This is a genomic window from Ralstonia chuxiongensis (assembly GCF_024158925.1).
GTDB classification, from domain to species: domain Bacteria; phylum Pseudomonadota; class Gammaproteobacteria; order Burkholderiales; family Burkholderiaceae; genus Ralstonia; species Ralstonia chuxiongensis.
The window spans coordinates 321,872-347,348 of record NZ_JAMYWC010000001.1 but is presented as its reverse complement, the minus strand read 5'-3'; the positions used below and the strand labels follow the sequence as shown (position 1 = coordinate 347,348).

Genomic DNA, 25,477 nt, shown 5'->3' with positions numbered 1-25,477 from the left:
AGAAACGCTTGGAGGGAAGGAAGATGAATCGACTCACGCTTCGTCAGAAGCTGTGGCTGCCGCTCGTCCTGAGCTGGCTTTGTCTGTTGTTGATCACGTTGTGGAGCGCCTGGGAAACCCGCACTCTGCGTTTGGAAGAACGCGAGCGCGACTTGCAGAACATCAGTGAATCCGTATTCAGCATCATCAAGGACTACGGACAGATGGCGCAAGACGGCAAGCTCACCGCCGACGAAGCACGCGCCCAGGCCCTCGCGCGCATCAAGGTGATCCGCTACGGTAAGGATGGCTACTTCAGCATCAACCAGACCAACTCGGTGATGGTGATGCACCCGATCAAAGCCGAAATGAACGGCAAGGACATGTCGGGTTTTACCGATCCGGCAGGGAATCATCTGTTCCAGGAAATCTCTCGCGCGGGCAAGAGCGGCGGCGGTTTTGTCGATTATCTATGGCCGAAGCCTGGCGCGGAGGCCCCGCAGCCGAAAAAGAGCTACGTGCTGTATTACCAGCCGTGGGATTGGTGCCTCGTCACGGGCACCTACATGGACGACATCACGACCGCATTCCACGCCTCGCTCCTCAAGGCACTGGGGCTGCTGTTTGGCGTCGGCTTGCTGATGACGGTGGTGGTCGTGGCCGTTACGCGCAGCCTGCAGCGCCAGCTGGGGGGCGAGCCAGCCTATGCCGCCCATATTGCCGGCCGCATCGCCGCGGGTGATCTGGCTGTGCAAGTTGAAACCCGCTCGGGGGACCGCGACAGCATGCTGTTCGCCATGTCGCAGATGCAGCAGCAACTGACCGGCACGATTGGCGACATCAAGAATTCGGCGGATTCCATTGCCAGTGCCACCAAGCAGATTGCCGCCGGCAATGCCGACCTGTCGCAGCGTACCGAGCAGCAGGCCTCGTCGCTGGAGGAAACGGCGTCGAGCATGGAAGAGCTGACGAGCATCGTGAAGCAGAACGCTGATAACGCGCGTCAGGCAAGCACGCTGGCCGTCAACGCGTCGGATATTGCGGTCAAGGGCGGTGAGGTGGTCGGGCGCGTGGTCGAGACCATGTCCGGCATCAACGAGAGCAGCAAGAAGATTGCCGACATCATCGGTGTGATCGAGGGCATCGCCTTCCAAACCAACATCCTGGCGCTGAACGCTGCCGTAGAGGCCGCCCGCGCGGGCGAGCAAGGCCGCGGCTTTGCCGTGGTGGCGGGTGAGGTGCGCAGCCTGGCGCAACGCTCAGCAAGTGCGGCCAAGGAGATCAAGGAACTGATCGGCGATTCGGTGGGCCGTGTGCAGAACGGCTCAGCGCTGGTGGAAGAGGCCGGTGTGGTGATTCAGGACGTGGTGACCGCCGTCAAGCGCGTCACAGACATCATGGGCGAGATTTCCGCGGCGTCCGACGAGCAGAGTTCCGGCATCGAACAGGTCAACCAGGCTGTGAATCAGATGGACGAAGTGACGCAGCAGAATGCCGCGCTCGTGGAGCAGGCGGCGGCCGCAGCGCTGTCCCTGGAAGAGCAGGCGCAATTGCTGCGCACGGCAGTGGGGCGCTTCCAGGTATAACCCCGCTTGACCTCTGTCACGCAGAAATGCAAAAGGCCGGCAAATTCGCCGGCCTTTCTCTTCTGTGGTTTCCGGCTCGCCTCTTTGTGCGGGCTCGGAATGCTGCGCTGAAAGCGCTGCTCAGGCAACCAGAAAATCCTCCATCTTCCGGCCCGACGACAACTCCTTTACCAGCCAGCCCGGGCGCTTGCCACGACCCGTCCAGGTATTGCCATTGTTGTCGCGGTAACGCACCGGCACCTTGCGGCCAGCCTTCTTCGAGGCCACTGCGCCCTTGGCGCCAAAACCGAGGTCTTCGGCGGTCAGGCCGTATTCCACGATCTTGTGTTTGATTTCAGCAATCACCGTTGCTTGTTCATTTGCCCGGAGTTCATCGGCTTGGCGCTGCAGTTCAGAGATCTTCTGAACGATTTCCTTGTAAGTCGGCATTATGGATTCCTCAACTTTGCAATTGAAACATGGGCACGCTCCCCGTAGCCCACGGCATTATAACGACTTTGCAGGTGAGAATTGAATTTCGTTAAGACCTCATGTCAACGGCGTGGATTTTTTGCTGCGCCGCTTTTGCGCAAACCTGTATGTGGCGGGCGTTTGCGGGGTGTGTCGAAATCGTAAACATATGAACCGTTGCAAAACCATTGGGCTGTATTGCAGTCGATGCAGCGCACTCTCTACGCAATCCCAACACAATTCCTTTCTTATGTGACTGCTTCATTGCTTCGGCAATCGCATCTACCATTCACCTAATATTTCCGAATATGAAGGTGAAAGGTTGCTGAAAGGTTGTGTCGAATGCATCAAGCCGGCGCATTTTCTATGCCGCCTTTTCGAGCTTGAGTGTTCAGGCGTACTCCATTCCAAGCAAGCCCTGAAAATCCTTGGCCGGCATGGGGCGGGCCAGAAGATAGCCCTGCACCTGATCGCATTGCAGATTCACCAGTGCCTGCATTTGCGCTTGGGTTTCCACGCCCTCTGCAACCACCGTCATGTCCAGCGAGTGCGCCATCGCACAAATGGCGCGAATGATGGCAGCTGCCTCGGGCGGGTTGTCGTCGAGCGCAGAGACGAACGCGCGATCGATTTTGATCTGCTGGGCGCGAAAGCGCTGCAGATAACTGAGGCTGGAATAACCGGTGCCGAAATCGTCGATGGCCACCTCGAAGCCGAGCGACTGGATCTGACGAATGGCGGCAATGCTCTGGCCGGCATCGCGCATGGCCGCCGTCTCGGTAATCTCGAACATCAACCGATGCGCGGCAACCTGGTAGCGATGCAGGATCTGCGACAGACGCTGCACGAGATCGGGCTGCTGGAACTGCCGTGGCGAGAGGTTGACGGCAATGCGCTGCGGCGGCATGCCGAGGGCGTCCCAATGCATGATCTGACGGCAGACTTCTTCGACCACCCAGTCGCCAAGTTCGACGATGGTGCCGGTGCGTTCGGCCAGCGGGATGAACTCCGCCGGAGACACGGGGCCGAGCTCCGGATGATTCCAGCGCAGCAGTGCTTCAGCGCCGGTCATGGCCTGGGTGTGCGCATCGTACTTCGGCTGGTAGTGCACCGAGAGCTGCCCGTTGAGCGCTGCATGCGAGAGCGCACGTTGAATCTGTAGCACGCGGTGCGCGGTGGTGTTCAGGCGCGGCTCGAAGAAGCGGTAGGCGTTGCCGGTGGACTGCTTGCAATCGAACATGGCCGTGTCGGCATGTTCAAGCAGCGTGTCTGCCGTCGCGCCGTTGTGTGGATGGACGACCACGCCAATGCTGGCGGTCGCGCGAAGGCGCCGGCCGTCCACCTCCACCGATTCACGCAGGCGGAACAGCAGCTTGTCGCCGATGGTGGCGGCAGATTCGGGTAGCGCCAGGCCTTCAACGAGGATGCCGAATTCGTCGCCGCCAAGGCGTGCCACGGTGTCTTCGCCGCGAATGGTCTGGCGTAGGCGCTCGGCAATGATCTGCAGCACGCGGTCGCCCGCGTTGCGGCCGTATTGATCGTTGATCTGGCCGAAGTTGTCGAGATCCAGGTAGAAGAGAGCAAACGGACGCCCGCGCCGCGTGGATGACAAAATTGCCGCCTCCAGTGCTTCGCGTAGATGCAATCGGTTCGGCAGGCCGGTCAGCGTGTCGTGGAGTTGAGGCCGGGGCGTTTGGTTTGCCACGCGTGCCAGTGATGCTTCCAGGTGTGCCTGCGCCGAGTCGACACGCGTTTCGAGCATCATCAGCACGGCATGCAAGCCCAGCGCGATCAACACACCGCCGGCGCTGAGCATGATGACGGGCACGATATGCATCGTCGACTCATCTGCCGGCCATGCGGTGGCACCCGGCCACAACACAAGCGACAGCACAGCCGTTGTGGCCAGCACCGCCGCAGCACGGGCACGCAGACCTACGGCAGCGCGGCGCTGGGCGGGTGGCATATGAAACGCCATACACATTGCCAGGCACACGCCTGCGCCAAGCACCAGCGTGCCGCCGCCCCAGCCCAGCAGGGCGCGGCGCAGCGGTAAGGCCTCGTCATGCACCCAGGGACGCGTGAGATACAGCTCCATCGTCAACAGCCCGATGCCAAGCGCCACAGCGCCCATGGCAACGCTGCGTCGTTGCGGAGCCTGTGCACCATTGGAGGGCGATGTGTCCGGCAACACGATGGAGAAAGCCGCCAGCGATGCAGCCAGCGCAGTCATGAGCGTTGCCGCAATCGGCGCGGATATAGGTGTGCCGACCTGCCGATGCAGGCCAAGCTGGCCGAGCCAAAGCCCGGACCACAACCCAATGCCAAGAATGGCGGCGCAGGCAATGCGCCAGTTGCGGCGTTTTGCGACCGTCGAGCCCCCCGGCAGACGTGTCGCAGCGTCCAGTGCGGCAAACGTGGTCAGCCCTGTGCTGACCCACGCAAACAGCAGCAGCGCAATATGGAAATCGTTATGCATGCGAGCGCATCCGGCGCGGCCCCCCGATCTACGACCAGCGCCTAGTCTGTGTTTTGCGGCGAGGATAGCGCAAAAACCTGTCGTTTCAGGCCGCGAAAAGGTGCGTTTGTTGCGCGCTATTCACAGAATGCGTTGGAATCATTCGCCGCTACCGCCTCGCATCAAGCAAGCATGACGGCGCCACGCCTGTCTTAGAGGATCGGCAGAAACTGTCGAAACGTGAGCCGGGTATACGCGGATGGCTCGACGCCCGTGGTTGGGCGTCGAAGTCAGGCGAAGTGGGGAGGAAAATCGGGCGCGAACTCAGGCATTGAGGCGGCCGCGTCGGCGTGAAGCCGGGGTGGCGGCGCCTGCACGCTCCAGATCGACGCTGGGCAGCAGATGCAGCAGGCGCACAAGTTCAGACTGGCGATGTGTGCCGGTCTTGCGCAGGATGTCGCGGATATGCACGCGGACCGTGTGCAGCGAGAGGAATTCGCGCTCGGCAATTTCCTGCAGGGTTTCGCCTGCGGCCAGCCGTGCAGCGACGATGCATTCCTTGTTGGTCAGCCCAAAGAGTGAGGCGAGCACGCCGGCGTCCATGACCGAGCGGGCCTCGGAGTTGCCGACGAGAACCAGCGCCAGCGGCGAAGCCCAGGTCGAACGCATCGCATCGGAGGGCGCGAGGGGCGTGGCAATGAAAGGCACCGGGCGGCCATCGCGCGCCAGGTACATCCACGAACCGGCCGCGCCTTGTACGCCGAGTGACCCGGCGGCATGTTCGATAAGGTTGCGCAGTGCCGCGTCGTGCGTGTGATCTGCCGAGTGCAGCAGGCCGCCATCGAGCGACAGACGGTCGTCGCCCGTCGTCATCGTGCGCGCCCAGGCATTGGCGTATTTCACGCGCATGGTGCGCTCGATGACCATCACGCCGAAGTCCAGCGTATCCAGGCCGGCCATCCCGAGTGCGGCGAGTTCGTTCAGCTCCAGATTGCGCTGCTGCATGCGCGCAGCCCGCTGCAGGTGCGGCAGCACGCGTTGAAGGCGTGTCTCGCGCTCGATGGCGCTGACTTCCGACACATCGTCGTCGCGCGTGCGCAGACGCATCGTGACGCACATGTCGGGCGTATCGATCAGGGTCATCGAGGCCGACGGCGTCTCTTCAGGTTGCCCGGCGTTGATCAGTTGCGGGTCCTGGCAGAAGGCGTTGCAGTGACCTGGTTGCGGGCAGTGCTGGCACCAGCCCGACGAAACGCCGTGACGCGGCGTGTCGGTGTGCTTATCCCAAACGAAATAGTGTGCGCTTTCGGCGCCGGCGTAGACGGAGAGCAGGGCCAGGGCGATCGGCATCTGCGCAGGCTCGAGTACCGCCTCGTAGATGGTATCGACGAGTCGATGGAATTCTGCGTCATCCGATAGACGTTGCAGCATGATGGCCCCCGGTGCGTATTGCGACAGCTCAGAGTGCATTCCCTTGCTGTCGGCGTGTTGCGGCGTGATGCCGCCGTCGCTGTCATGATTATTGTTGTTCTGCGCGACTTCTGTGGTAATCGGCAACTCTTTGGAAAAACTTAACATTCCGCTTTTGATGCTCCCAAATTCCGGCGGCGATGTATCCCCCCCTTGAGAGGGGAGTATGGTCGACTTTCAGCGCTGAAAATATAAAAAATATAAAAAAGTAGTTCACATGTTCATGATTCCAGCGCGGGTCAGTTGAACTGGTAGGTATAGGCCGCGTTGAACCGCAGGCTGCGCGAGCTTGAGTTGATCGGTTTGTCGCCGACCGGTCGCGCGATGGCGAGGTCCAGCGTGTAGTACTTCCGATCGGAGAAGCGCACCCCCAGCGCGATCGACCCGAGCTGATCATGCACGAGCGTGCCCGCGTTTGAATAGACCTTTGCGGTGTCGTACAGCACGTAGGGCTGCAGGGTTTTCAGGTAATCCATCGATACCTGGAAGGCACGGTTGAGTTCGACCGAAGCGCCCCAGCCGCGATCACCCGCCACTTCACCGGCCGGATAGGCGAGGCCGAAGAAGCGCCCGCCAAAGCTGATCTGTTCCGACGATGGCAGTACCGCGCCGCTGTACTGCGCGGCTCCCGACACCACCACGCCAAAACCCAGGGGCAGGTCGTGGGCTTCGCTGGCGGTGATGCGCGTGCGCAGGAAGCTCAGGTCGACGTTGTTGTTGACCGATTTGCCTGCGCCGAGGCTGTTGATGCCTTGGTAAATGCCAAGCGACGCACGGCGCGTTTCACCGGGTTTCACCTCGGTGTACAGCGCTTCAGCGCCAGCCACGCGCACCTTGGCATCCAGTTCAGTCTGGGCAAAACCGGGGTTTTGCGGCGTATAGCGCTGCTTGTCGTCGTTGCCGTAGAAAGTGCCCGTCACCGTCAGGTTGCGCGAGTTCGACAGCAACACCGGATAGCTCAACGACAACCCAAGCCGCTGCGTGTCGGTCAGGTAGCGCGACTGATAGCCCAGTTGCTCCAGCGGCAGATTTTCGGGCATGCCGCGATAGTGTGACCACGTGAGCTTGGCAAGCAGCCCATCGGTGCCGATCGGCTGCGCCCACGTGGCGGAGTAGAACGTCTCGTGATCCGACCCACGCGGTTGCAGCGTCGAGACGGTGATCTGCTCACCCAGCGGCGTCACGCTATTGAGCGTGCCCGTGATGATCGCCCGCACACCCGGCGAGCGGTATTCGACGCCCGTGCCGATGGTGTACGGCTGGCGCTTCACGTTCAACACGAGCTCGCTCGCGCCATCGGTGGTGGTGGGCGGCTGCACGGTCGCGGTGATCTGCACGCCGGGTTGCAGCGCGAGCACACCAGTTACACGCTCGAAGGTTTCGCGGCGCAGGGGTTTCTCATTCATCAGGCGCTGCGAGATTTCGCGCAGGCGACCTTCCAACGGGCCGGGTGTGCCCTCGATGCGCATGCGTGCCACATAGCCTTCGACCACGGTGACGCGCACGACGCCGCCTTCAAACGTCTGTGCCGGCACAAAAGCAAACGAGAGCGGGAAACCGCGGTCGGCATACAGCTTGGTGACATCGTTCGCGGCCTGCAGCAGTTGCGCGACGGTGATGTCATGCCCGGCCAACGGCGCGAAATGCGCGGCCACCTCGGGGAACGGCAGCGTCTTGACGCCTTCGATCTGGAACTTGGTCGGGGTGAGATGCGTGGCAAGCAGATTTTCCAGCGCCGGATTCGGCCGCTGCACTTCTACCTGGATCTTCTGCTGGGGCGGGCGGGAGGTATCGACCTTGGGAAGCGTGTCGATCGGGTTGCCTTGGTTGGGGCTGCTTTGTGCCCAGCTCAGTGCCGGGCCGGTCAGTGCTACGCCTGTGGCCAGGGCCAACCGCATGGTGGTGGTCCGCACGCCTGTCTCCTCCGTGGTTTTCGTTTGTGGTGTCGCGAAGCGGTGCAGCCGCGCGTTGGATCAAACGATAACCGCGAGACATGGTGCTTTACAACAAGACACATAGAGGGAGCGTTCACGCGACGCAACGGCCCAAGTAAATACTGGGATGCGTCGGTGCGTGCCAGCCAGCCCAATGACGATGCCGCATTGCGCGGCATCGGTGCGTTTGAAACGTGACAGCGGCGGACTGGCGTGATAGCCGGTCCGCCGAAGCGCAGAGCGTGGATCAGCGGGGCGTGCCGCCCAGTGCGGTGCCCACCGTGCCCAGCAGACCGCCCACCGCGCCAGTGACCGGCGCCAGCGGTGTAGCACCGCCGGCCGACGCCAAGCCTGTGCCTACCGTGGTGACCACGTTGCCAACCGGAGCCGTGAGCGTGCTGACGGGGCCGAGCGGGTTGCTGGCCCCGCCGGCTGCGCCGCCCAGTACGCTAGTGATGGGAGCGAGCGGGTTGGAGCCACCAGCGCCGCCAAGACCACCAAGTGCGCCGGTGATCGGAGCGAGCGGGTTGCTGCCGCCCGTCGCGCCACCCAGGCCGCCCACCAAGCCTGTGATCGGAGCCAACGGATTGGCACCACCAGCGCCGCCAAGACCGCCGAGTGCGCCGGTGATCGGAGCGAGCGGGTTGCTGCCGCCCGTCGCGCCACCAAGGCCGCCCAGCAAGCCCGTGATCGGAGCCAGCGGATTGGAGCCGCCAGCGCCGCCAAGACCGCCGAGGCCACCAAGTGCGCCAGTGATCGGGGCGAGCGGGTTGCCGCCCGATGCCGTCGGCGAATACACCACGCCGCCGAGCGCGGCAACCGTGTTGCCCGTGGCCGTCACCACGCCACCCAGGCCGCTCACCACCGGAACGTTCGCTGCGGTGAGGGTGGTGCCGCCATTGGCCACCGCGCCACCAATCGTGCCCAGCAGCGTGTTTGCCGGCGAGCCGAGGCCCGTGGCAGCGCCCAGCGTCTGTGTACCGCTGGTGATCTGCGAAGTCAGCGGCACGATGGCCGTGCTCAGTTGCTGCGTGAGTTGTTCCACCGGGCCGGTCGACAAGGCTGTGCCCAGCGTGCTGCCGCCATTGGCAACCGCTTGGCCGACTTGCGTGACCACGCCTGCCAGCGGTGTCGTCACCGGAGCCAGCGGCGCCAGAGGGCCAGTGCCGAGGTTATTGACCAGCGTGCCGGCGCTCGTGACCGTGTTGCCTGCGCCAGTCACCACATTCCCGAGGCTGGAAACCGTGGTGCCCACCGGATTGGCGTTGCGGCCGATGCTGCCCAACCCGTCTTGAATGCCAGTGCCCAGTGCCGAGACTGTCGCGCCGGCATTTTCGACCACGCCGCCCAGCCCGCTTTGCACGCCGCTCAGTTGCGAGGGCAGCGGTGCGGTGGCGATGGTATTGCCAAGGCCGCTCACCGTCGAGCCAGCCGCCGTGACGACGCCGCCTGCATTGTTGAGGACGGCGCCAGCCGGCGTCAGCGGAGCCGGTGCCGGCGTCGGGCTGGGGGACGGCGAAGGCGACGGCGAAGGGGAGGGCGACGGAGACGGTGAAGGCGACGGCGTGGAGCCGCTGCCGCTGTTATTCGAGCCGCTGCCGTTGGAGCCGCCCAGCGAACTGCCCATGTCGCCGGAGCCGGAGCTGGCGCAACCACCCAAAACCAGCAGGCTTGCCATGGTGGCGGCCAGGCACTTGATGTTCTTATTCATGATGGATCTCCCGTTTTAAAAGTCCGCTTTAGTCAGCTGGAAAATGTCTCACTGTCGATGTGAGGTGGCCGGACTCTGCAAACGGTGTGCCATGTCACGGTTATTACGCAATGCGTAATGAGGTGTGTGAATTTGTCGCGTTTAGCTCAATAAAAATGGAGGGATTGTGAAAACTAATCAGAATATGGGATTTACATACCCCACCAAAGTGGGGGTTAAACGTTTGCTTAGAGGGTTATGTCCGAGGCGAATGTGTTCCCGTGTCACGTTACGTCGTAACGCTCGGAACACGGATTTGGGTGGGAAACAGTCTGTGTTCAGGGTCGGCTGACACCTGGCGCGCTGCCTACAAAACCAATAACCACGCCGTCCTTTGAAAACTGAATCCGGTTTCTACTGCGCCTGGCATGCCATTTGCAGAATGTGGCCCGCAGTCCGCAATACCGAGCTCAGACATCAAGACACATCATTCCAAGAAGGGGACGGACCATGACTCACATTCGACACTCCATTCGCATTGCGCCGTTGGCCTGCGCTGTTGCCGCTCTCATGCTGGCGGCTTGCTCTTCGGGAGGCTCCGGCTCCGGCAGTTCGCCGAATCCGAGCCCGAGCGACACGACAGGCGTGACGCCCGTCGGCAAGGTCGCAAACGGCACCGGCAACACCGTTGTGGCGACCGGCCAGGCAGTCAGCAGCCTCGGCTCGACGCTCCAGAACGCAAACATTCCCGGCCTGTCGGACCAAGCCAAGGCTGGCCTTGGCGGCACCGTGGACAACACTGGCAAAGCGGTCAGCGATCTCGGCCTGGGCGTCCAGACCGGGCTCGGCAAGATGGGCCAGAACCCGAACCCGATCGGCACGACGGTGGCCAGCACCGGCAATGTCGTGACGGATCTCGGCCAGGCAACCGTAAGCGCCGGCTCCCTCGTGCAGGGCCTCGGCCAAGGCTCTGGCGCACCGCTCGCACCGATCACCCAACCGGTGGGCGGCGGCGTTCAGCAGATCGGCCAGGCGCTGATCGGCGGCGGCACGCTGCTGGGCAGCGCGCTGTCTTCCGGCGCGGTTCAGCAGGTGACGCAGCAACTGAGCACGGCGATCGTGCCGGTTACCACGCAGGTCAGTGGCGCCACCCAGATGATTGGCGATTCGACGGGCCTGGGCGGAGCCCTGAACAACCTGCTGGGAACCGTTGGCGGCGGCGTGGCCGGCGCCGGCAACACCCTCACCGGGACGGGCGTGCCGGTGGTCTCGAACCTGGGCCCGGTGGTGACTTCACTCGGCACCACGGTTGCGGCAATCGGCGGCGTCGCCACGACCGGCGGTTCGGCGGGCAGCAATCCGCTGGGAGGCTTGCTCGGCGGCGTGGGCGGCGGCACTGGCGGCACGAACCCGCTGGCGCCGTTGACCGGCTTGCTGGGCGGCGCATCTGGCGGTTCCAACCCCCTGGCCCCTGTCACGGGCCTGCTGGGCGGCGCAGCCGGTGGCAGCAACCCGCTGGCCCCCGTCACCAACCTGCTGAGCGGCGCGACCAGCGCGGCCGGCGGCGCATCGGGCAGCAATCCGCTGGCCCCTGTAACCAACTTGCTGGGCGGCGTTGGCAGCCTGGCGCACTGAGCAGTACCTGTCTGTGCTCTTGAAGGTGCGCGGGCGTGTTCCCGTCGCTCGCGCATCCTTTTTTTGCCTAGACAGACATGGGGAGCGTTCAGGCCGGCCCCCAAGGATTAATGGGAAACCCGTCCAGATAATTGATCTAGTCTTAGGGTCATTAGGGGATTTCCATTAGTTTTCAGTGGGTTGGCACGTCTTTAACAAAATTAAATAGAGACTTCACTCTAATTTGCGGCAAGTACCTAAATTGAGTTATTTTGTTTGCGACACCGCACGCCTATAAAGTTGTTACGCGTGTTACGTGACATACGTGACATGCCAAAAAAAATAGAATGCCCATGGGGGGCGTGTGGTGATCATCGGGCGTGTTCGGGACGCTTTGTTCGGTGATATTTGAATTCCGTTCCATTAGTGGAACGGCGCGAACGGCGAGATTTTTTTGCTGCTCGTGTCATCGCAGTAAATCCCCATGCGTTTTATCCGTTATTAGTAAATATGAACTGGCTAAGGTTGGAGCGCCGAAAGCTGGTCGGGATCAACACATCCGCGGGCGAGTGCAAACAGGAGAGAGATCATGAAGAACGCCATTCTGAAGTTCATCCGTGACGAACAAGGTGCCACTGCCGTCGAGTACGGCATGATCGCTGGCCTCATCGCAGCAGCGATCGTGACGATCGTGTCCACGCTCGGTACCAAGCTTGAGAGCGTGTTTGCGTCTATCTGCCAAGCCGTCAACAAGAACGTGGCTTGCTAGCAACCTGGTACGGCCACGTCGATACGCCAGGCTGGGCAGCGATCGTAGTCCTTTCATTAGTTGCAATTGCGCAGGATTTCCGTTCAAGACGGGTGCCGAACTGGCTCGTCGCTGCGGGGGTTGTGCTGTCCGTCACCCTGATCAAGTTCGGCGGGGTACAGGCGCTTGCCTATGACTGGCAGGACTTCTGGCTCGGCGGAGCGATTGCGTTTGCCTGCTTTCTGCCGCTGTACGCCCTCGGCTGGATGGGCGCCGGTGACGTGAAGTTCTTCACTGTCGTCGGCCTGCTGGCAGGCTGGCATGGCCTTGTGGCCGTGTGGCTTATCTCGAGCATGATTTCCGGCCTGCATGCGCTCGCCATCATGGTGTTACGCCAGTTCGACGCGTCGTCGCCACCTGCGTGGATCGTGATGCGCGTGTGCCCAGCGATCGTGCGTTGGGACACCGCTCAGGCGGGGCGCCGCGGTATCCCGTACGCCGCCTATATGGCAATCGGGTTGCTGAGCCTGCCGTGGGTGCCGTCAGTGATGCGGATGCCGTGGCTGCCGGGCATGTAGTTCAGACAGTTGAAGCGTTGAACAAGAGCCGCCAAGCGGCCAGCCTATAAGAAAGGAGTCGGCCATGCCGACATTGCAACGGGAACGGGAGGGTGCTCGTACGCGCCCGAAAGTCCGCACGCATGGCGTCCGCCGCCCCCGGCGGCACGGCAGCCGCGGCGCAGCTTCAGTCGAATTTGCCGTCGTCGTGCCGGTGCTGTTGGTGCTCATGCTTGGCATCGTGTACTACGGCATGATCCTCGCCATGCAGCAGGCGCTGACCCTGGCGGCGGAAGAGGGCGCACGCGCCGCGCTCCGCTATCAGCCTTCCAACACGCAACGCGTGGCAGCTGCCTATGCGGCCGTGACGTCGGTACTCCCCACGTTCCTTACCGGGCGGGTGCAGACCAATCAGAACAGCACCCCGCTCGTGAATTGCCAGAACGTGGCAGGCATGCAATGCCTGAGCGTGGTCCTGACGTTGCCCGTGACCTCCGGCAACAACCCCCTGCTGCCTTCGATACCGCTGTTGCCAGCGCCGGACACATTGACGGGTTCAGCCGTCGTGCAGCTGGTGCCTGGCTCCTGACACTTTTCGGTTCGCTGACCCACTCGATCGACCGCTCGGACACGCTGCCCAGATGACCAGCAAACACCTCCAGATCTTCGCCGCCGCGCTGTTGCTGCTGGCCGCCATTCTTGGCGCCGTGGCATGGAAGACGGCGCATCGCCCGCCGGCACCCGTGGCCGAGCAGAAAGATGGCAAAGCCGTCTATCCGGTGGTCGTGACCACGAAACCGCTGGAGGCGGGCAAGCCCATCACCGCAGACCAAGTGGCCGTCGAGCAACTGCCCATCAATCCGGCGGAGGCGTTTTCGGACGTGACGAAGGTGGTGGGGCGTGAACCCATTCTGCCGGTCGGCGTCGGTGTGCCATTGATTGCCTCGCAACTGTCGTCGGGCCTTGCGCAGCAGGTGGAGGCCGGGCAGCGCGCGGTCGCCATCAACGTGGATGAGGTGATCGGTGTGGGCAACCGCGTGATGCCGGGCGATTACGTCGACGTGTTCCTGGTGATGCGCAAGGATGGCCAGGAGGTCGAAGACAGCCAGGCACGCCTGCTGTTGCCGCACCTGCGTGTCCTGGCGTTTGGCCCGCTGGCCGTCAATGAAGGGGCGCAGAAGCAGCCCGAGAACAACGGGGTCACGCGCAAGGTCGATCAAGCCAAGACGGCCGTGCTGGCAGTGCCGGTGGAAGCGGTCAGCCAGTTGGCGATGGCACATCAGAGCGGTCGCCTGCTGCTGGCGCTGCGCAACCCGGGGGACGACGCCGAGCCGACCGTGAAGCCGCAGGACGCAGCCCTGCTGGCTGCCGCGAACCGCAATCCGATGGACGTGGCACAGGCCGGGGTATCCCTTGCCAGCCTGACTGGCGCGGCGCGCCGCTCGCCGGTGCTTCAGGTGCCGCCGCTGCCCGTGGTGGCGTCAACGCGCGCGACCGCACGAGCCAATACGGTCGCCACCGGCGGCGTAGAAATCATCCGCGCAGGAAAACGTGAGGAGCAACATGACTGATGCCGCCATGGTTCGCGGTTGGATGGGCGTACTCGCGTTGGGCTGCGCCGCCTTGGTGCCGAGCGCATTTGCCGAGACGGCACCAACCGGCCAGACGCTTCATCTCCTGACGGGCAGTCAGCGCGAAATTCGCCTGGGCAAGCCGCTAGAGCGCATTGCCATCGGCAACCCTGAAATTGCCGATGCGTTGCTGCTCAAGGGGCGCGGCACGGCCACGAGCGTTTTAATCATCGCGAAGAAGCCGGGCGCGGCCAACGTGATGGTCTGGACGCAAGGCGGCGTTGCGACGACTTACAACGTCCAAGTGGACGCCGTGGCGCCTCTGCCTGGCGATCCGGCCGTGGTTGCGCAAGGCGATAGCGCGGTCGTGTCCGGCCAGCCTAAAGATGTCTACGCGCTTGCCCGTGCGCGCCGCTCGGCCGCCGCAGCCAGCGGCGGGGAAAAACCTAAGGACGGCAACGTCATCGACACCACCTCGATGAACGTGCCGGGCACGGTGCAAGTCGACGTGCGCGTGGTGGAGTTCAGCAAGACGGTGCTCAAGGAAGCGGGTTTCTCCTTCACCCGCACACGTGGCGGTTTCAGCTTCAGCACGTTCTCTCCGTCATCGCTGACCAAATACACATTCGGCTCGACAGGGTTGTCGACCGAATCGACCATGCCGATCGGCTCCGCGTTCAACCTGCTGATCGGGTCGGTCAGCAAGGGGCTCTTTGGCAACCTGAGTTTGATGGAATCGAACGGCATGGCGCGCGTGCTGGCCGAGCCAAGCCTGGTTGCCCTGTCAGGCCAGAGCGCCAACTTCCTGGCCGGCGGCGAGATTCCGATTCCCGTGCCGCAAGCGCTGGGTACCACCACCATCGAGTACAAGCCGTTCGGCATCGGGCTGACGGTCTCACCGACGATCCTGTCGGAAAATCGCATCGCCCTGAAAGTGGCGCCCGAAGCGAGCGATCTGGATTTCAGCCGAGGCATCACGCTCAATGGCGCAACGGTGCCGGCCATCGTCACGCGCCGTGCCGATACGACCGTTGAACTCGGCGATGGCGAGAGCTTTGTCATCGGCGGGCTGGTCAGCCGATCGACGCTGTCCAACGTCGACAAGGTGCCGTTCCTGGGCGACGTGCCGATCATCGGGACGTTCTTCAAACGCCTGAACTACAACCAGGAAGAGCGGGAGTTGGTGATCATCGTCACGCCGCATCTGGTCAAGCCGATGGCACGCAATGCGCCAATCGACAAGATGCTGCCGGGACAGAGCGGCGGGCGGGATCGCGATACCGCAGGCGACGCTGTGTGGCGGCCGTTTGCCCTGGGGGTGGCAGATCCGGCCACCATGCCCGGGTTCTCGAAGTAAGGGGCCGGCATGGATTACTTCCTTCTGCACGGCGGCGCGCGTGGCGGTATGCAGGGCGACGCCCAGGCGGCAGCTGTGCACCGCTGGCTGGCTGGGGCGATTCGCGAGCTGGGCGTGCTAGTGGCTGAGACGACCGGTCACGACGCATTCATTGAGCAGATTGGCGCAGTGAACCCCGAAGTCGTGTTCGTGCGCTTTGCCTCGTCGCCCACGCTCATTGACGTGCCAGATGACGACCAAAAGTTGGGCGAGGGCGCCGACGCCATCAACGAGGCGACGCAACTGGTCGCGCAACTCACGCGGTTGTTTCCGGGCTTGCCGCTCGTGGCTGTGGGTTCCGCTGCCGATGGCCGCGCGATGCTGGCTGCCTTGCGCGCAGGGGTGAAGGATTTCGTCGATGTGGACGGCGCACCGGCCGAGGCCGTGCGCGTGGTGCGCCGCCTGCTGGCGGAGCGCGCATCGGCTGAGCCGACCCGCCGCGGCCGCGTGCTGGCCGTGTTGGGCGCACGCCCTGGCGTGGGCGCCACCACGTTGGCCACCAATCTGGCCACGCTCGTGCGCCGCACGTCGGCCAGTGATGTAATGCTGCTCGACCTGGGGCAGCCGCTGCGTGACGGCGCGCTGTACCTCAACGTGCAGACCAATTTCCATTTCGTTGAGGCTGTGCGCAACCTGCGCCGTTTCGACCAGGTGTTTGTACAGACCGCGCTGTCGCGTCATCCGAACGGGCTTGCCGTCCTGCCGCTGCCGATCTCGCTGGCGGAAATGCGCGACATTTCGTTCTCTGAAGCGCTCGGCCTGCTCAATCGGCTGCGTACGTTCTTCGACCTGCAGGTCGTTGACCTGGGCGGGTTCGGCAACGTCGATTTCATCGCGCAGATCATCAAGGCCGCCGACGACGTGATGCTGGTAACCGAGCAGAGCGTAGGCGCCATCGTGTCGGCGGCCGAGCTGATGCAGGAACTCAAGAAACGCGAAATTGACCGCGACCACCTGCACCTGACCATTTCGAAATTCGACACGCGCCTGTCGTTGGACGCAGCGCAGATTGCCGAGCGGCTGGAGATCCCCTCGGTGCTGACCGTGCCGAACCGCCGCGAAGCGCTGGTGATCGCCTCCAACCAGGGCGCGATGCTGGCGGAGACCCACCCCACGGATGCCTATGTGCGTGCGCTAGCCCAGATTGCCCAGACGCTGGGCTATGCGCAGCAGAGTGAGCGCGCGTCAGGTGTGTCGAGCTGGGTGTCTGGCGTGAGTGCGCGGCTGGGCGGGCGCTTTGGCGGGCGCTCCAAACGCAAGTCGGCAGACGCCACTGAACTGGATATCGGTACCTCCGAACGGAACGCGACATGACCCAACCCATCGAGTTCTCCAACCAGGCGGACGCCGGCCACGGCGTGTTTGCCGTTTCGCAGGCCTTCCAGGACATCAAGGAAGCCGCGCACGAACACCTGCTGACGCGCATCGAAGAACTTGGCGCCGAGTTCGGTCGTTGGTCGCGCACGGCCATCCAGCGTTTCGTCGATCTGGAAGTGGAAGGCTTCACGCGTATGCGCCGCATCCCCGTCAACGAGACGGAGGTGCGGCAGATTGCCGAGGCGCTGACCAAGGAGTTGGCCGGCTTTGGCCCCATCGAAGACCTGCTGGCCGACCCGGCGGTGGAAGACATTCTCGTCAACGGTCATCTGGACGTGTACGTGTCGCGTCACGGCATTCTCGAGCGCATTCCGGTGCGCTTTTCCGACAACAACCACCTGCTGCGCATCGTGCGCCGCATCCTCGCGCCGATCGGGCGCCGGTTGGATGAGTCGAACCCGATGGTCGATGCGCGCTTGCCCGACGGCGGCCGCATCAACGTGGTCATTCCGCCGCTGGCCCTCGAAGGGCCGGTGGTGTCGATCCGCAAGTTTCGAAAAGACCCGCTCAAGCCGGAAGACCTGCTCGGCCTGGGCACCATGAGTGAAGAGATCGGTGCGCTGATCGAATCTGCTGTGCGCGCCCGATGCAACATCCTGGTGAGCGGCGGTACCAGCTCGGGCAAGACCTCGCTGCTTAACGCGATGGCGTATCACATTCCCGAGGTCGAGCGCGTGATCACCATTGAGGACACGGCCGAACTGTCGCTCAACCACCCGCACGTGGTGCGCTTGGAAAGCCGGCCGGGCGGATTCGAGGGCACGGGCGTCGTCACGATTCGGGAGCTGCTGCGCAACAGCCTGCGCATGCGGCCCGACCGCATTATCGTGGGCGAAGTGCGTGGCGGTGAAGTGCTGGAGATGCTGCAAGCCATGAGCACCGGCCACGATGGCTCGATGGGCACCATTCACGCCAGCAGCCCGCGCGAATGCCTCTACCGGCTGGAGATGCTGGCGGGCTTTGCCGGCTTCCAAGGCAGTGAGGTGAGCTTGCGCCGGCAGATCACCAACGCCATTGATTTCATCGTGCAGATCGGGCGGTTGTCCAGCGGTAAGCGCCGCATCCTGTCGATCACGGAAGTGACGGGGCTGGGGGACAACATCATCTCCACGCAGGAGCTGTACCGCTACGAGCCCTACATTGGCCCGGACGGCGAGGAGGTCGACCGCTGGACGGCGCTCGGCCTGCAGCCGCATTCGCCCAAGCTGGCCCGCATGCGCAATAGCGAGGGCGGCGGGATGGATGGCGGCATGACTGGATTCGGTGGCGGAGGCCGTTTCCATGTCTAGCATGACGCTCTGGTTTGGTTGCCTCGCGCTGCTCCTGATGGGCGCATCGCTCATGCTGTGGGCGGAGGCCGTGCGCCGTCGAGAGCGCGAGGCATCGCGCAGCTTCGTGCGCGCACAGACCGAGCAGATCAATGCGCGTTATCAACCGAATGTGGAGCCCGTGCCGGCAAGCGTGCCCGATTCGCTCAATCGCGCCTGGCACGATGCATTGCGCCGCGCCGATATCGAGCCGAGCCGGCGTTTTTACGTGCTGCTGATTGGCCCGGCGCTGATGATTGCGCTCGCGGTCTGGGCGATGTCGAGCGCGCTTTCGGCCCTGACGGCGCTGGCACTGTATGTCTTGATCGTTGCGTTCCTGTTTTGGAACCGCACCCGGAAGATGAACGAGCGCCTGCTGGCGCAATTGCCAGGCTTTCTCGATGGCGTGGTGCGGCTGATGAGCATTGGCAGCGCGGTACCCGCGGCGTTTCAGGCGGCGAGTGCCAATACCGAGCAGCCATTGCGCAACTGCCTGATCGCCATCACGCAGATGCAGCGCGCGGGCAAGGACCTCGATGCTGCAGTGCTGACAGTCGGCCAGCAGTACCGTGTGAACGAACTGGTCCTGCTGTCGTCGGTGCTGCGCCTGGCATTGCGCTACGGCGGGCGGGCCGACATTGTGATGGAGCGCACGGCTGCATTCATGCGTGACCGGCAGCAAGCCCAGCGCGAGCTGTTTGCACTGTCGGCGGAAACGCGCTTGTCCGCATGGATCATCGGCCTGCTGCCGATCGTGGTGGGCGGTGTCATCGTCATGTTCAACGCGGCGTACATCATGTCGATGTGGCGTGACCCGTTCGGCAAGACGTTGATTCTTACGGCATTCGGCATGGAAGTGCTGGGTGCGGTCATGCTGGCCAAGCTAGCGAAATCGGTCTGAGGAGAACGCATGGACGATGCCCTGATCACCCTCAGCCTGACCGCGGCGGCCGCGGGCGTACTGGTATTCGGTGGGCTCGCGGTGCGCGCAACGCTCACGCGACATCGCAGCGCACGCAAGCTCGATACGGCGCTGTCCGACATGCGGGCGACGGCGGCCAACCCCGCCGCAACCGCCGCGTCGCCGGTTGTGCAGCCCGCCGCCAAACCCCGCCCGCACGGCCCGCGTGAAGCGCAGCAGCTCCAGCAACAGATTGCCAAGGTTGGACAACGGTGGATCGACACCGGCCTGGGCCGCCGCATCGTGACGGAGGAAGACCGCAAGCTGCTTGAAGAATGCGGCTACTACGGCGAACACGCCCGCACCGTCTTTGGTGGGACCCGTATCCTGCTGCCGCCGCTGCTTGCTGTGTTCGGCGCACTGCATGCGTCATCGCTCCTGTTTGTGTTCGTGTTCGGCTTTGTCGGCATCGCGTTGGGCTACCTTGCTCCGAAGTGGCTGCTCGGGCGCCGCAAGGAAACCCGCCGGCGCCGTATGGACGACGAGCTGCCCATCATGGTCGACATGCTTCGGCTGCTGCAGGGCGTCGGCTTGTCAATTGACCAGAGCCTGCAGGTGATCGCCAACGAGTTCCACAGCATGCTGCCCGTGCTGGCGGGCGAATTTGGCCGCGCCAACCAGCAGTTCGCCTCGGGCCGCCCCCGCGAGCAGACACTGCTGCGCATTGCGCGCCTGTTCGACAACGAAGACCTGAAGGGCCTGATTACGCTACTCACGCAGGTGGATCGCTTCGGCGGCGCAGTGCAGGAGCCGCTGCGGCAGTTCGGTGGGCGTCTGCAGGAGAACCGCCGCGCGCGCCTGAAGGAGCGCGTGGGCAAGCTGACCGTGCAGATGACGATGATCATGGTCATGACGCTATTGCCCGCGTTGCTGATCGTCACTGCGGGGCCGGGCTTCATGGGCGTCATGCGCAGCCTGCAACACACCGGGGGACATTGAGATGACACGCTTCCCAAACACCGCGCGCGCCAGCTTGGTCGGCGTGGCCATGTTGACAATCCTCCTGGCTGGCTGTGGCTCGATGGCCACGTCCGACATGAGCCTGCGCGCCGATGCCGATATTGAAATGGCACGTCAGCGCCAAAGCCAGGAGAAGTCCGAGATCACCAGTCCGGCGACGTATCTTTCGTTGATCCGCAAGATGCAGGAGCAGGGCCTGTACTACGCGTCGCTCGCGCATATCGATGCCTACCAGCAACGCTATGGCCGCGCGCCCGAAATCATGCTGCTGCGCGCGGATGCGCTGCGCGAAACCGATCAACTTGCCGCTGCCGATGCTGAGTACCGCGCGGTGGTGGGCGCCACCTCCGCCATGGGTGCAGGCACGCAAGGCGGATTGCTCAATGCCGCGGCCTGGCGTGGGCTGGGCATCGTTGCGGGGCGCCAGGGCAACTTTGCCGAAGCGGCTCGCCGGCTGCAGGTCGCGGCTCAGGCCAATCCGACCGACGCCAGCACGGCCAGCGATCTTGGCTACGCGCTCATGCGTGCTGGCGAGGTCGAGCAAGCCCGCGTGCCGTTGATGCAGGCACAGCAGATGGCCGCCGCCAGCCCGAAGATCGCGGGCAACCTAGCGATCTGGCTGACCGTGAACGATCGCAAGGGCGATGCTGCATCGCTCGCGTCGCATGCACAACTGACGGCCTCTGCCCTCAAGGCAGTCGATGACGACGTTGCCCGCGTGCGCGCTGCGTGGCGAGATCGCCGTATCGCTCGGGAAACCACGACGATGGCGCCGCGCGGCGTGGCAATGGGGCCTTCTGCCGCAGCGTCTGCTGGCGTCTCGGTCGCCGCCGCGGCGACCGCCACCCAAACATCGGCGCGCCCGCTGGCATTGCAGCGCGGTCGCCTGCTTGACACCTTGGAGGCTTCACAATGACTTCCCGCATCTTGATGGCCGCCGGTGTGGCGGCATGGCTGACGTGCGGCGTCGCCGGCGCCCAGGGGTTCTCGGGCAGCGACTCGCAGGGCGCCGCGGCGGCACCCAAGGTCGGCACCCACGTGAATGATGCGACGCGGGCGCTGTTCAAGGCGCAAGCCGAGGGCACCTACGCGGGCGAGTTCGTGCCGTTGCGAGGCGAGCAGGCAGCGCTGGCCTATCAGCGCTACCTCAATTCGTTCAATCAGGCCATGCCTGGCCTTGCACAGCAGAGCTCCGGAACGCGGGCGTCGACAGTCAACCTTGTCCAGCAATCTGGGCGCTGATCTCTGCAAAACGTACCTCACGCTGTGACACGAGCCACCGCCCCCCGTCTTCGCCGAGCCGTCATGCTCCGCCGCCGCCTGCGTGGCGCGGTCAGCGTGATGACGGCCACTTTTATCGCCACGGTCGGGCTGGCGGTGCTGGTGTCGATCGACATCGGCAACCTGTTCTATCAGCAGCGCGCGCTGCAACGCTCGGCCGATCTGGCAGCGATGGCCGCCGTGCAGAGGCTTGACCTGCCGACCGCCGCACAACAGGCGGTGGTGCAGAACGGACTGACAGTCGACGGCACCAATGTCACGCTGGCAGTCGTGCCAGGCGTTTGGGATGCCAGCGCGGGCACGGCGCCCACGTACTTCACCGCGCAGGCGGCCGTTGACGGCAACACCAACGCAGCACAGGTGACGATCACGCAGAACGTGCCGTATTTCTTCATGGTGGGCCGGCGGCAACTGACGGCGACGGCGATTGCGAAGAACACATCCATCGTAGCGTTCTCGCTCGGGTCTGGGCTTGCCTCAGTCGATAACGGACTTCTGAACCAGCTGCTCGGATACCTGCTCCACACGAACTTGAATATCGATGCCGTTTCGTATCAGGGGCTGGCCACGACCAACATCCGCCTGGCCGACCTAGCGGTGGCGCTGGGTGCGGGGTCGATGCAGGAACTGCTGTCGCTGTCGCCTAGCCTAGGGACTTTTTTCAATGCCGTGATCTCGGTGGCGTCGCAGTCCGGGCTGGCCGGGGTGTCGGTGGGTGGGGCAGGCGCCAGCAATGCGCTGTCGTTTGGCAGCGATCTGAATGTGCCGATCAATATTGGCGATGGAGGAGCCTCGTCGCCGGGCTTGCTGCAGGTGCTGGCGTTGGCGGGCAATGAGCAGGCTGCCCTCAACGCCACCGTCAATGTGCTCGATCTCCTGACAACCGCTGCGCAGATTGCGAATAGCCAGTCGGCTGTGAATGTGTCGCCGGTTACGCTCAACATCCTAGGGCTGGGGACGGTCACGCTATCGCTGAAGATCATTGAACCGCCGGCGATTGCTGTTGGGCCACCGGGGCAATTTTTGTCGGGACCGAACGCAGGGCAGTGGAGAACGCAAGCGCGGACGGCGCAAGTGCGGTTGGGTTTAGGCATCAATGCCAATGTGCTGGGGCTTGCCGGTATTACGTTGCCGATCGGTTTGCAGGTCGCGGGCGCCCAGGGGCACGCGAAATCGACCAGCTGCGTCGTTCCTCGTCAGAACTCGACAGCCACCATCTCCGTACAACCCCAGCCCGTTTCGCTGTGCATTGCTACAGGGGCGGATACGGCGGTAAGTGGCGCGTTGAATTGCGCATCGGCCGCACCGGCGCCTCTCGTCACTCTGCTTGGGATTGGTGCAGTCAGTATTAAGGCCAACGTGTCGCCGACCCCCAATTCGGGGTGGGCTGACGAAACCATCGCGGCCACTCAGATCGGTTTGAATCCGCAGACCGATACAAGCGGCAATTCACCACCGCGTGTGAGTACGCAAGCAGTGTTTGGCTCTGTCCTGAACAGCAACCTTGATCAGCTGCAGTTGACCGTCCTGGGAATTCCACTTGGGCCGATCGGTACGGCGATTCTGTCTCCGGTGCTGGCTCTGATCGGCTCGACGCTCGACGCCATCCTGACCCCTCTACTCGAAGTCCTCGGCATCCAACTGGGCTACGCCGACATCAAACTCCTCTCGCTCGACTGCGACGCCGTCGAGTTGGTTTACTGACATGGAAGCGACGACATGAAAACCGATCGCTGGGCGTACGAAACGCTTGAGATTTTTGTCTGGGAAGGCCGCCACGACATTGCCGATCGTGTAGCGCGGTTCATGGCGCCGTTCGGGGCAGAGGTCATCCGCGCAGGCGGTATCGATTTTCAACCGGCCGAGCCGCGGCTGAAGCCAGCGGTGGCGGTGATCAGCGCATCGGTAGTGGAAAGCGGTGGCTTTACTGTGCTCGACTGGCAGGCTGCGCAAGGCATGCCGGTGATCTGGGTGGCGGCGGATACGCAGCATGATTCGAGCCGCTTCCCGCCCGAATACACGTACGTGCTGGGTCCGGATTTTGGCGCCACCGAGCTGCGCGCGCAGATCAGCAAGGTCCTGCCGTCGATGTCGTCTGCGCAGGCCCAGGCGCAGGATCAGAGCGACCTCGTGGCCGCATCGCCGGCCATGCATGGGTTGCTGGAGCAGGTCGATACCTTTGCCGATTGCGACAGCAACGTCATGCTTTATGGCGAAACCGGCGCCGGCAAGGAGCGTATTGCGCGCCTGCTGCACGACAAGAACAGCGTCTACGGCAAGGGGCCATTCGTGGCGGTCAACTGCGGTGCGATTCCCGACGGGCTGTTCGAATCGCAGTTCTTCGGCCATGCCAAGGGCGCGTTCACGGGCGCCATGTACGCGCACCGCGGCTACTTTGAACAGGCCAACGGCGGCACGCTGTTCCTCGATGAGCTGGGAGATCTGCCGCTGTACCAGCAGGTGAAGCTGTTGCGCGTGCTGGAAGACAGCGAATGCACGCGGTTGGGTTCGACGGTGCCGGTCAAGCTGGATTTCCGGCTGGTAGCCGCCACCAACAAGAACCTGCGCGAAATGGTCGCCACGGGCAAGTTCCGCGCAGATCTGTACTTCCGTCTGGCCGTGATCGAGTTGCGCATCCCCAGCCTGGAGCAGCGCGGCGCAGACGACAAGATCGCGCTGTTGCACTCCTTCCTGCGGCACTTGCTGGGCGACAAAACCTTTAATGCCATGCCGCCGGTACCGGAATGGGTGCGGGCCTCGGTCGGTCGCGCCTACTTTGCCGGCAATGTGCGTGAGCTGCGCAACCTGGCAGAGCGCATCGGCATTACGCTGCGCCAGTTCGGCCGCTGGGACGAAGCCCGCATCCTGCCGCTGTTCGCCGGCCTGCAGCGCGATGCTTTCGAGCGCGAAGGCGGCAATGGCGAGCGCGGTAGCGGTGGAAATGGCAGCAGTGGTGGCGAAGAAGAGCGTCGCCGTATCCTCGCCGCGCTGGACGCCAACAATTGGCGCCGCCAGGACACCGCCGCCACGCTGGGCATCAGCCGCAAGGTGCTGTGGGAAAAGATGCGCAAATACCAGATTGCCGACGGCGAAGCCGAGCTGCGCGAACTGGAGTGACGCCATACAACACCCTACTGCGCGGCGGGCGTCCGGCTCGCCACTTGGGGAGGCGGATCGCGTATAGTTTTCGGCTGCAACACCTGCGCAGAATCCACAGGGTCGAGATGAGAACACAACAACAATCAGGGAAAGCGTCGCATCAGGCGTTTCAGAGGGGATTGGCCATCGCGGCCGCAGTCGCAGTCTTGGCCGGTACGGCCGCCTGCACATCTGCCGTGGCGCAGAGTCCGGCCGCACCGCCCACCGCCATTGCTCCGATTGCCGCCGCCGCGCCCGTGCCGGCGTTGACGGCCACGGTTGGCCAGCCGGCTGCAGCTGCACCCGCTGCCAGTGCGCCAGCCACGCCCAGCGGCGCGGCCAGCACCGGCAGCCGGGCTTCGTCCAGCGCCGTATTCGAGCTGCAACAGCGCATGCAGGCGCACGAACTGTCGGAGCTGCGAACCACGTACAACGGCGCCTACGGCGCCAGCCTGCTGTTTGCCCAGAGTGACCTGACGTACTACGTCACGCTGTTCCAGCAGAAAGACCTCTGGCGTGTCATCAAGACCACCAACGAAGCCTTTGCCGAACGTCTGTACAACGACTTCGCCCAGCAGACCCGCACGATGGCCGATCTGGAGCTGCAGCGCATCCGCCTGGAAGCCCAGAAAGAGCGTTCCGAGCGCCAGATTGCCGCCCAGCAGGAAAAGCTCCGTGGTCTGAAGACCGACCTGGACATCCAGCGTCAGCAGCAGGCCCAGGCGCAGGAGCGGCAGAAGACTGCCCGGACCGAAGCCGAAGCGCTGGATATCGAACGCCGCGCCGCTCGCGCCCGCGTAGACGAATTGCAGCGTCAGATCCGCGAACTCGAAGCACAGGTCAACGCGCCGTTCAGTCCACAGCCGCGCCGGCGCTGATTCAACGCTTCACGTCATCCCCAGATCGGGCGGCCTACGGGTCGCCCGGTTCACTTTTAGGGGGCGGCATTCAAACATGGCGACTTTGTTTGATGCGGAGCGGGACGGCGCGTACATTGGCG

The 25,477-nt window shown here is 63.6% G+C and carries 21 protein-coding genes; 16 read left to right on the top strand and 5 right to left on the bottom strand.

Annotated elements, in window-relative coordinates:
* The first annotated feature begins 23 nt into the window (after positions 1-23).
* Positions 24-1,565, top strand: coding sequence for a methyl-accepting chemotaxis protein (locus NKG59_RS01465; RefSeq protein ID WP_045201547.1), 1,542 nt, complete (start codon positions 24-26; stop codon positions 1,563-1,565).
* A 120-nt stretch (positions 1,566-1,685) separates the two neighbouring features.
* On the opposite strand, the gene NKG59_RS01460 is transcribed toward NKG59_RS01465, so the two are convergent.
* The 5 genes from NKG59_RS01460 to NKG59_RS01440 all read right to left on the bottom strand — a co-directional run bounded on the left by NKG59_RS01460 (position 1,686) and on the right by NKG59_RS01440 (position 9,588).
* Positions 1,686-1,994, bottom strand: a complete 309-nt coding sequence (locus NKG59_RS01460) for an H-NS histone family protein (RefSeq protein ID WP_004627393.1) — start codon at positions 1,992-1,994, stop codon at positions 1,686-1,688.
* 412 nt (positions 1,995-2,406) lie between these two features.
* Positions 2,407-4,494, bottom strand: a complete 2,088-nt coding sequence (locus NKG59_RS01455; protein WP_253534592.1) for a putative bifunctional diguanylate cyclase/phosphodiesterase — start codon at positions 4,492-4,494, stop codon at positions 2,407-2,409.
* A gap of 303 nt (positions 4,495-4,797) precedes the next feature.
* The gene (locus tag NKG59_RS01450; protein WP_253534590.1) at positions 4,798-6,051 is read right to left on the bottom strand and encodes a helix-turn-helix transcriptional regulator; all 1,254 of its coding nucleotides are present in this window, start codon (positions 6,049-6,051) and stop codon (positions 4,798-4,800) included.
* A 131-nt stretch (positions 6,052-6,182) separates the two neighbouring features.
* Complete coding sequence (locus tag NKG59_RS01445; RefSeq protein ID WP_253534587.1) at positions 6,183-7,856, bottom strand: ShlB/FhaC/HecB family hemolysin secretion/activation protein; 1,674 nt, start codon at positions 7,854-7,856, stop codon at positions 6,183-6,185.
* A gap of 268 nt (positions 7,857-8,124) precedes the next feature.
* A complete protein-coding gene (locus tag NKG59_RS01440; RefSeq protein ID WP_253534585.1) occupies positions 8,125-9,588 on the bottom strand; it encodes a collagen-like triple helix repeat-containing protein in 1,464 nt (487 codons plus the stop codon).
* Between the two features lie 489 nt (positions 9,589-10,077).
* Between NKG59_RS01440 and NKG59_RS01435 the strand changes: the two genes are divergently transcribed.
* The 15 genes from NKG59_RS01435 to NKG59_RS01365 all read left to right on the top strand — a co-directional run bounded on the left by NKG59_RS01435 (position 10,078) and on the right by NKG59_RS01365 (position 25,355).
* Positions 10,078-11,202, top strand: a complete 1,125-nt coding sequence (locus NKG59_RS01435; protein WP_253534584.1) for a collagen-like triple helix repeat-containing protein — start codon at positions 10,078-10,080, stop codon at positions 11,200-11,202.
* 568 nt (positions 11,203-11,770) lie between these two features.
* Complete coding sequence (locus NKG59_RS01430; protein ID WP_024978683.1) at positions 11,771-11,950, top strand: Flp family type IVb pilin; 180 nt, start codon at positions 11,771-11,773, stop codon at positions 11,948-11,950.
* 92 nt (positions 11,951-12,042) lie between these two features.
* Complete coding sequence (locus NKG59_RS01425) at positions 12,043-12,507, top strand: A24 family peptidase (protein ID WP_253534583.1); 465 nt, start codon at positions 12,043-12,045, stop codon at positions 12,505-12,507.
* Between the two features lie 64 nt (positions 12,508-12,571).
* Positions 12,572-13,075, top strand: coding sequence for a TadE/TadG family type IV pilus assembly protein (locus tag NKG59_RS01420; protein ID WP_253534582.1), 504 nt, complete (start codon positions 12,572-12,574; stop codon positions 13,073-13,075).
* A 52-nt stretch (positions 13,076-13,127) separates the two neighbouring features.
* Positions 13,128-14,057 (top strand): Flp pilus assembly protein CpaB, encoded by a 930-nt coding sequence (gene cpaB / locus NKG59_RS01415; protein ID WP_253534581.1) that lies wholly within the window; start codon positions 13,128-13,130, stop codon positions 14,055-14,057.
* Positions 14,050-15,414, top strand: a complete 1,365-nt coding sequence (locus NKG59_RS01410) for a type II and III secretion system protein family protein (protein ID WP_253534580.1) — start codon at positions 14,050-14,052, stop codon at positions 15,412-15,414. The genes cpaB and NKG59_RS01410 overlap by 8 nt, the downstream gene beginning before the upstream one ends.
* 9 nt (positions 15,415-15,423) lie before the next feature.
* Positions 15,424-16,767, top strand: a complete 1,344-nt coding sequence (locus NKG59_RS01405; protein WP_253534579.1) for a CpaE/TadZ family protein — start codon at positions 15,424-15,426, stop codon at positions 16,765-16,767.
* Positions 16,764-18,119, top strand: coding sequence for a TadA family conjugal transfer-associated ATPase (locus NKG59_RS01400; protein WP_253534577.1), 1,356 nt, complete (start codon positions 16,764-16,766; stop codon positions 18,117-18,119). The genes NKG59_RS01405 and NKG59_RS01400 overlap by 4 nt, the downstream gene beginning before the upstream one ends.
* Entirely contained in the window at positions 18,112-19,038 is a 927-nt protein-coding gene (locus tag NKG59_RS01395; protein WP_253534575.1) for a type II secretion system F family protein, read from the top strand. Before NKG59_RS01400 ends, NKG59_RS01395 begins: the two co-directional genes overlap by 8 nt.
* Positions 19,039-19,047: 9 nt before the next feature.
* Complete coding sequence (locus NKG59_RS01390) at positions 19,048-20,037, top strand: type II secretion system F family protein (protein ID WP_253534573.1); 990 nt, start codon at positions 19,048-19,050, stop codon at positions 20,035-20,037.
* A gap of 1 nt (position 20,038) precedes the next feature.
* Positions 20,039-20,974 (top strand): hypothetical protein, encoded by a 936-nt coding sequence (locus NKG59_RS01385; protein ID WP_315862588.1) that lies wholly within the window; start codon positions 20,039-20,041, stop codon positions 20,972-20,974.
* On the top strand, positions 20,971-21,300 hold the full coding sequence (locus tag NKG59_RS01380) for a DUF3613 domain-containing protein (RefSeq protein ID WP_253534569.1): 330 nt from the start codon (positions 20,971-20,973) through the stop codon (positions 21,298-21,300). The genes NKG59_RS01385 and NKG59_RS01380 overlap by 4 nt, the downstream gene beginning before the upstream one ends.
* Positions 21,301-21,363: 63 nt before the next feature.
* Positions 21,364-23,043 (top strand): TadG family pilus assembly protein, encoded by a 1,680-nt coding sequence (locus tag NKG59_RS01375; protein ID WP_253534567.1) that lies wholly within the window; start codon positions 21,364-21,366, stop codon positions 23,041-23,043.
* A 15-nt stretch (positions 23,044-23,058) separates the two neighbouring features.
* A complete protein-coding gene (locus NKG59_RS01370; protein ID WP_253534565.1) occupies positions 23,059-24,456 on the top strand; it encodes a sigma 54-interacting transcriptional regulator in 1,398 nt (465 codons plus the stop codon).
* Positions 24,457-24,563: 107 nt separating this feature from the next.
* Positions 24,564-25,355, top strand: coding sequence for a DUF2968 domain-containing protein (locus NKG59_RS01365; RefSeq protein WP_253534563.1), 792 nt, complete (start codon positions 24,564-24,566; stop codon positions 25,353-25,355).
* The last annotated feature ends 122 nt before the right edge of the window (positions 25,356-25,477 follow it).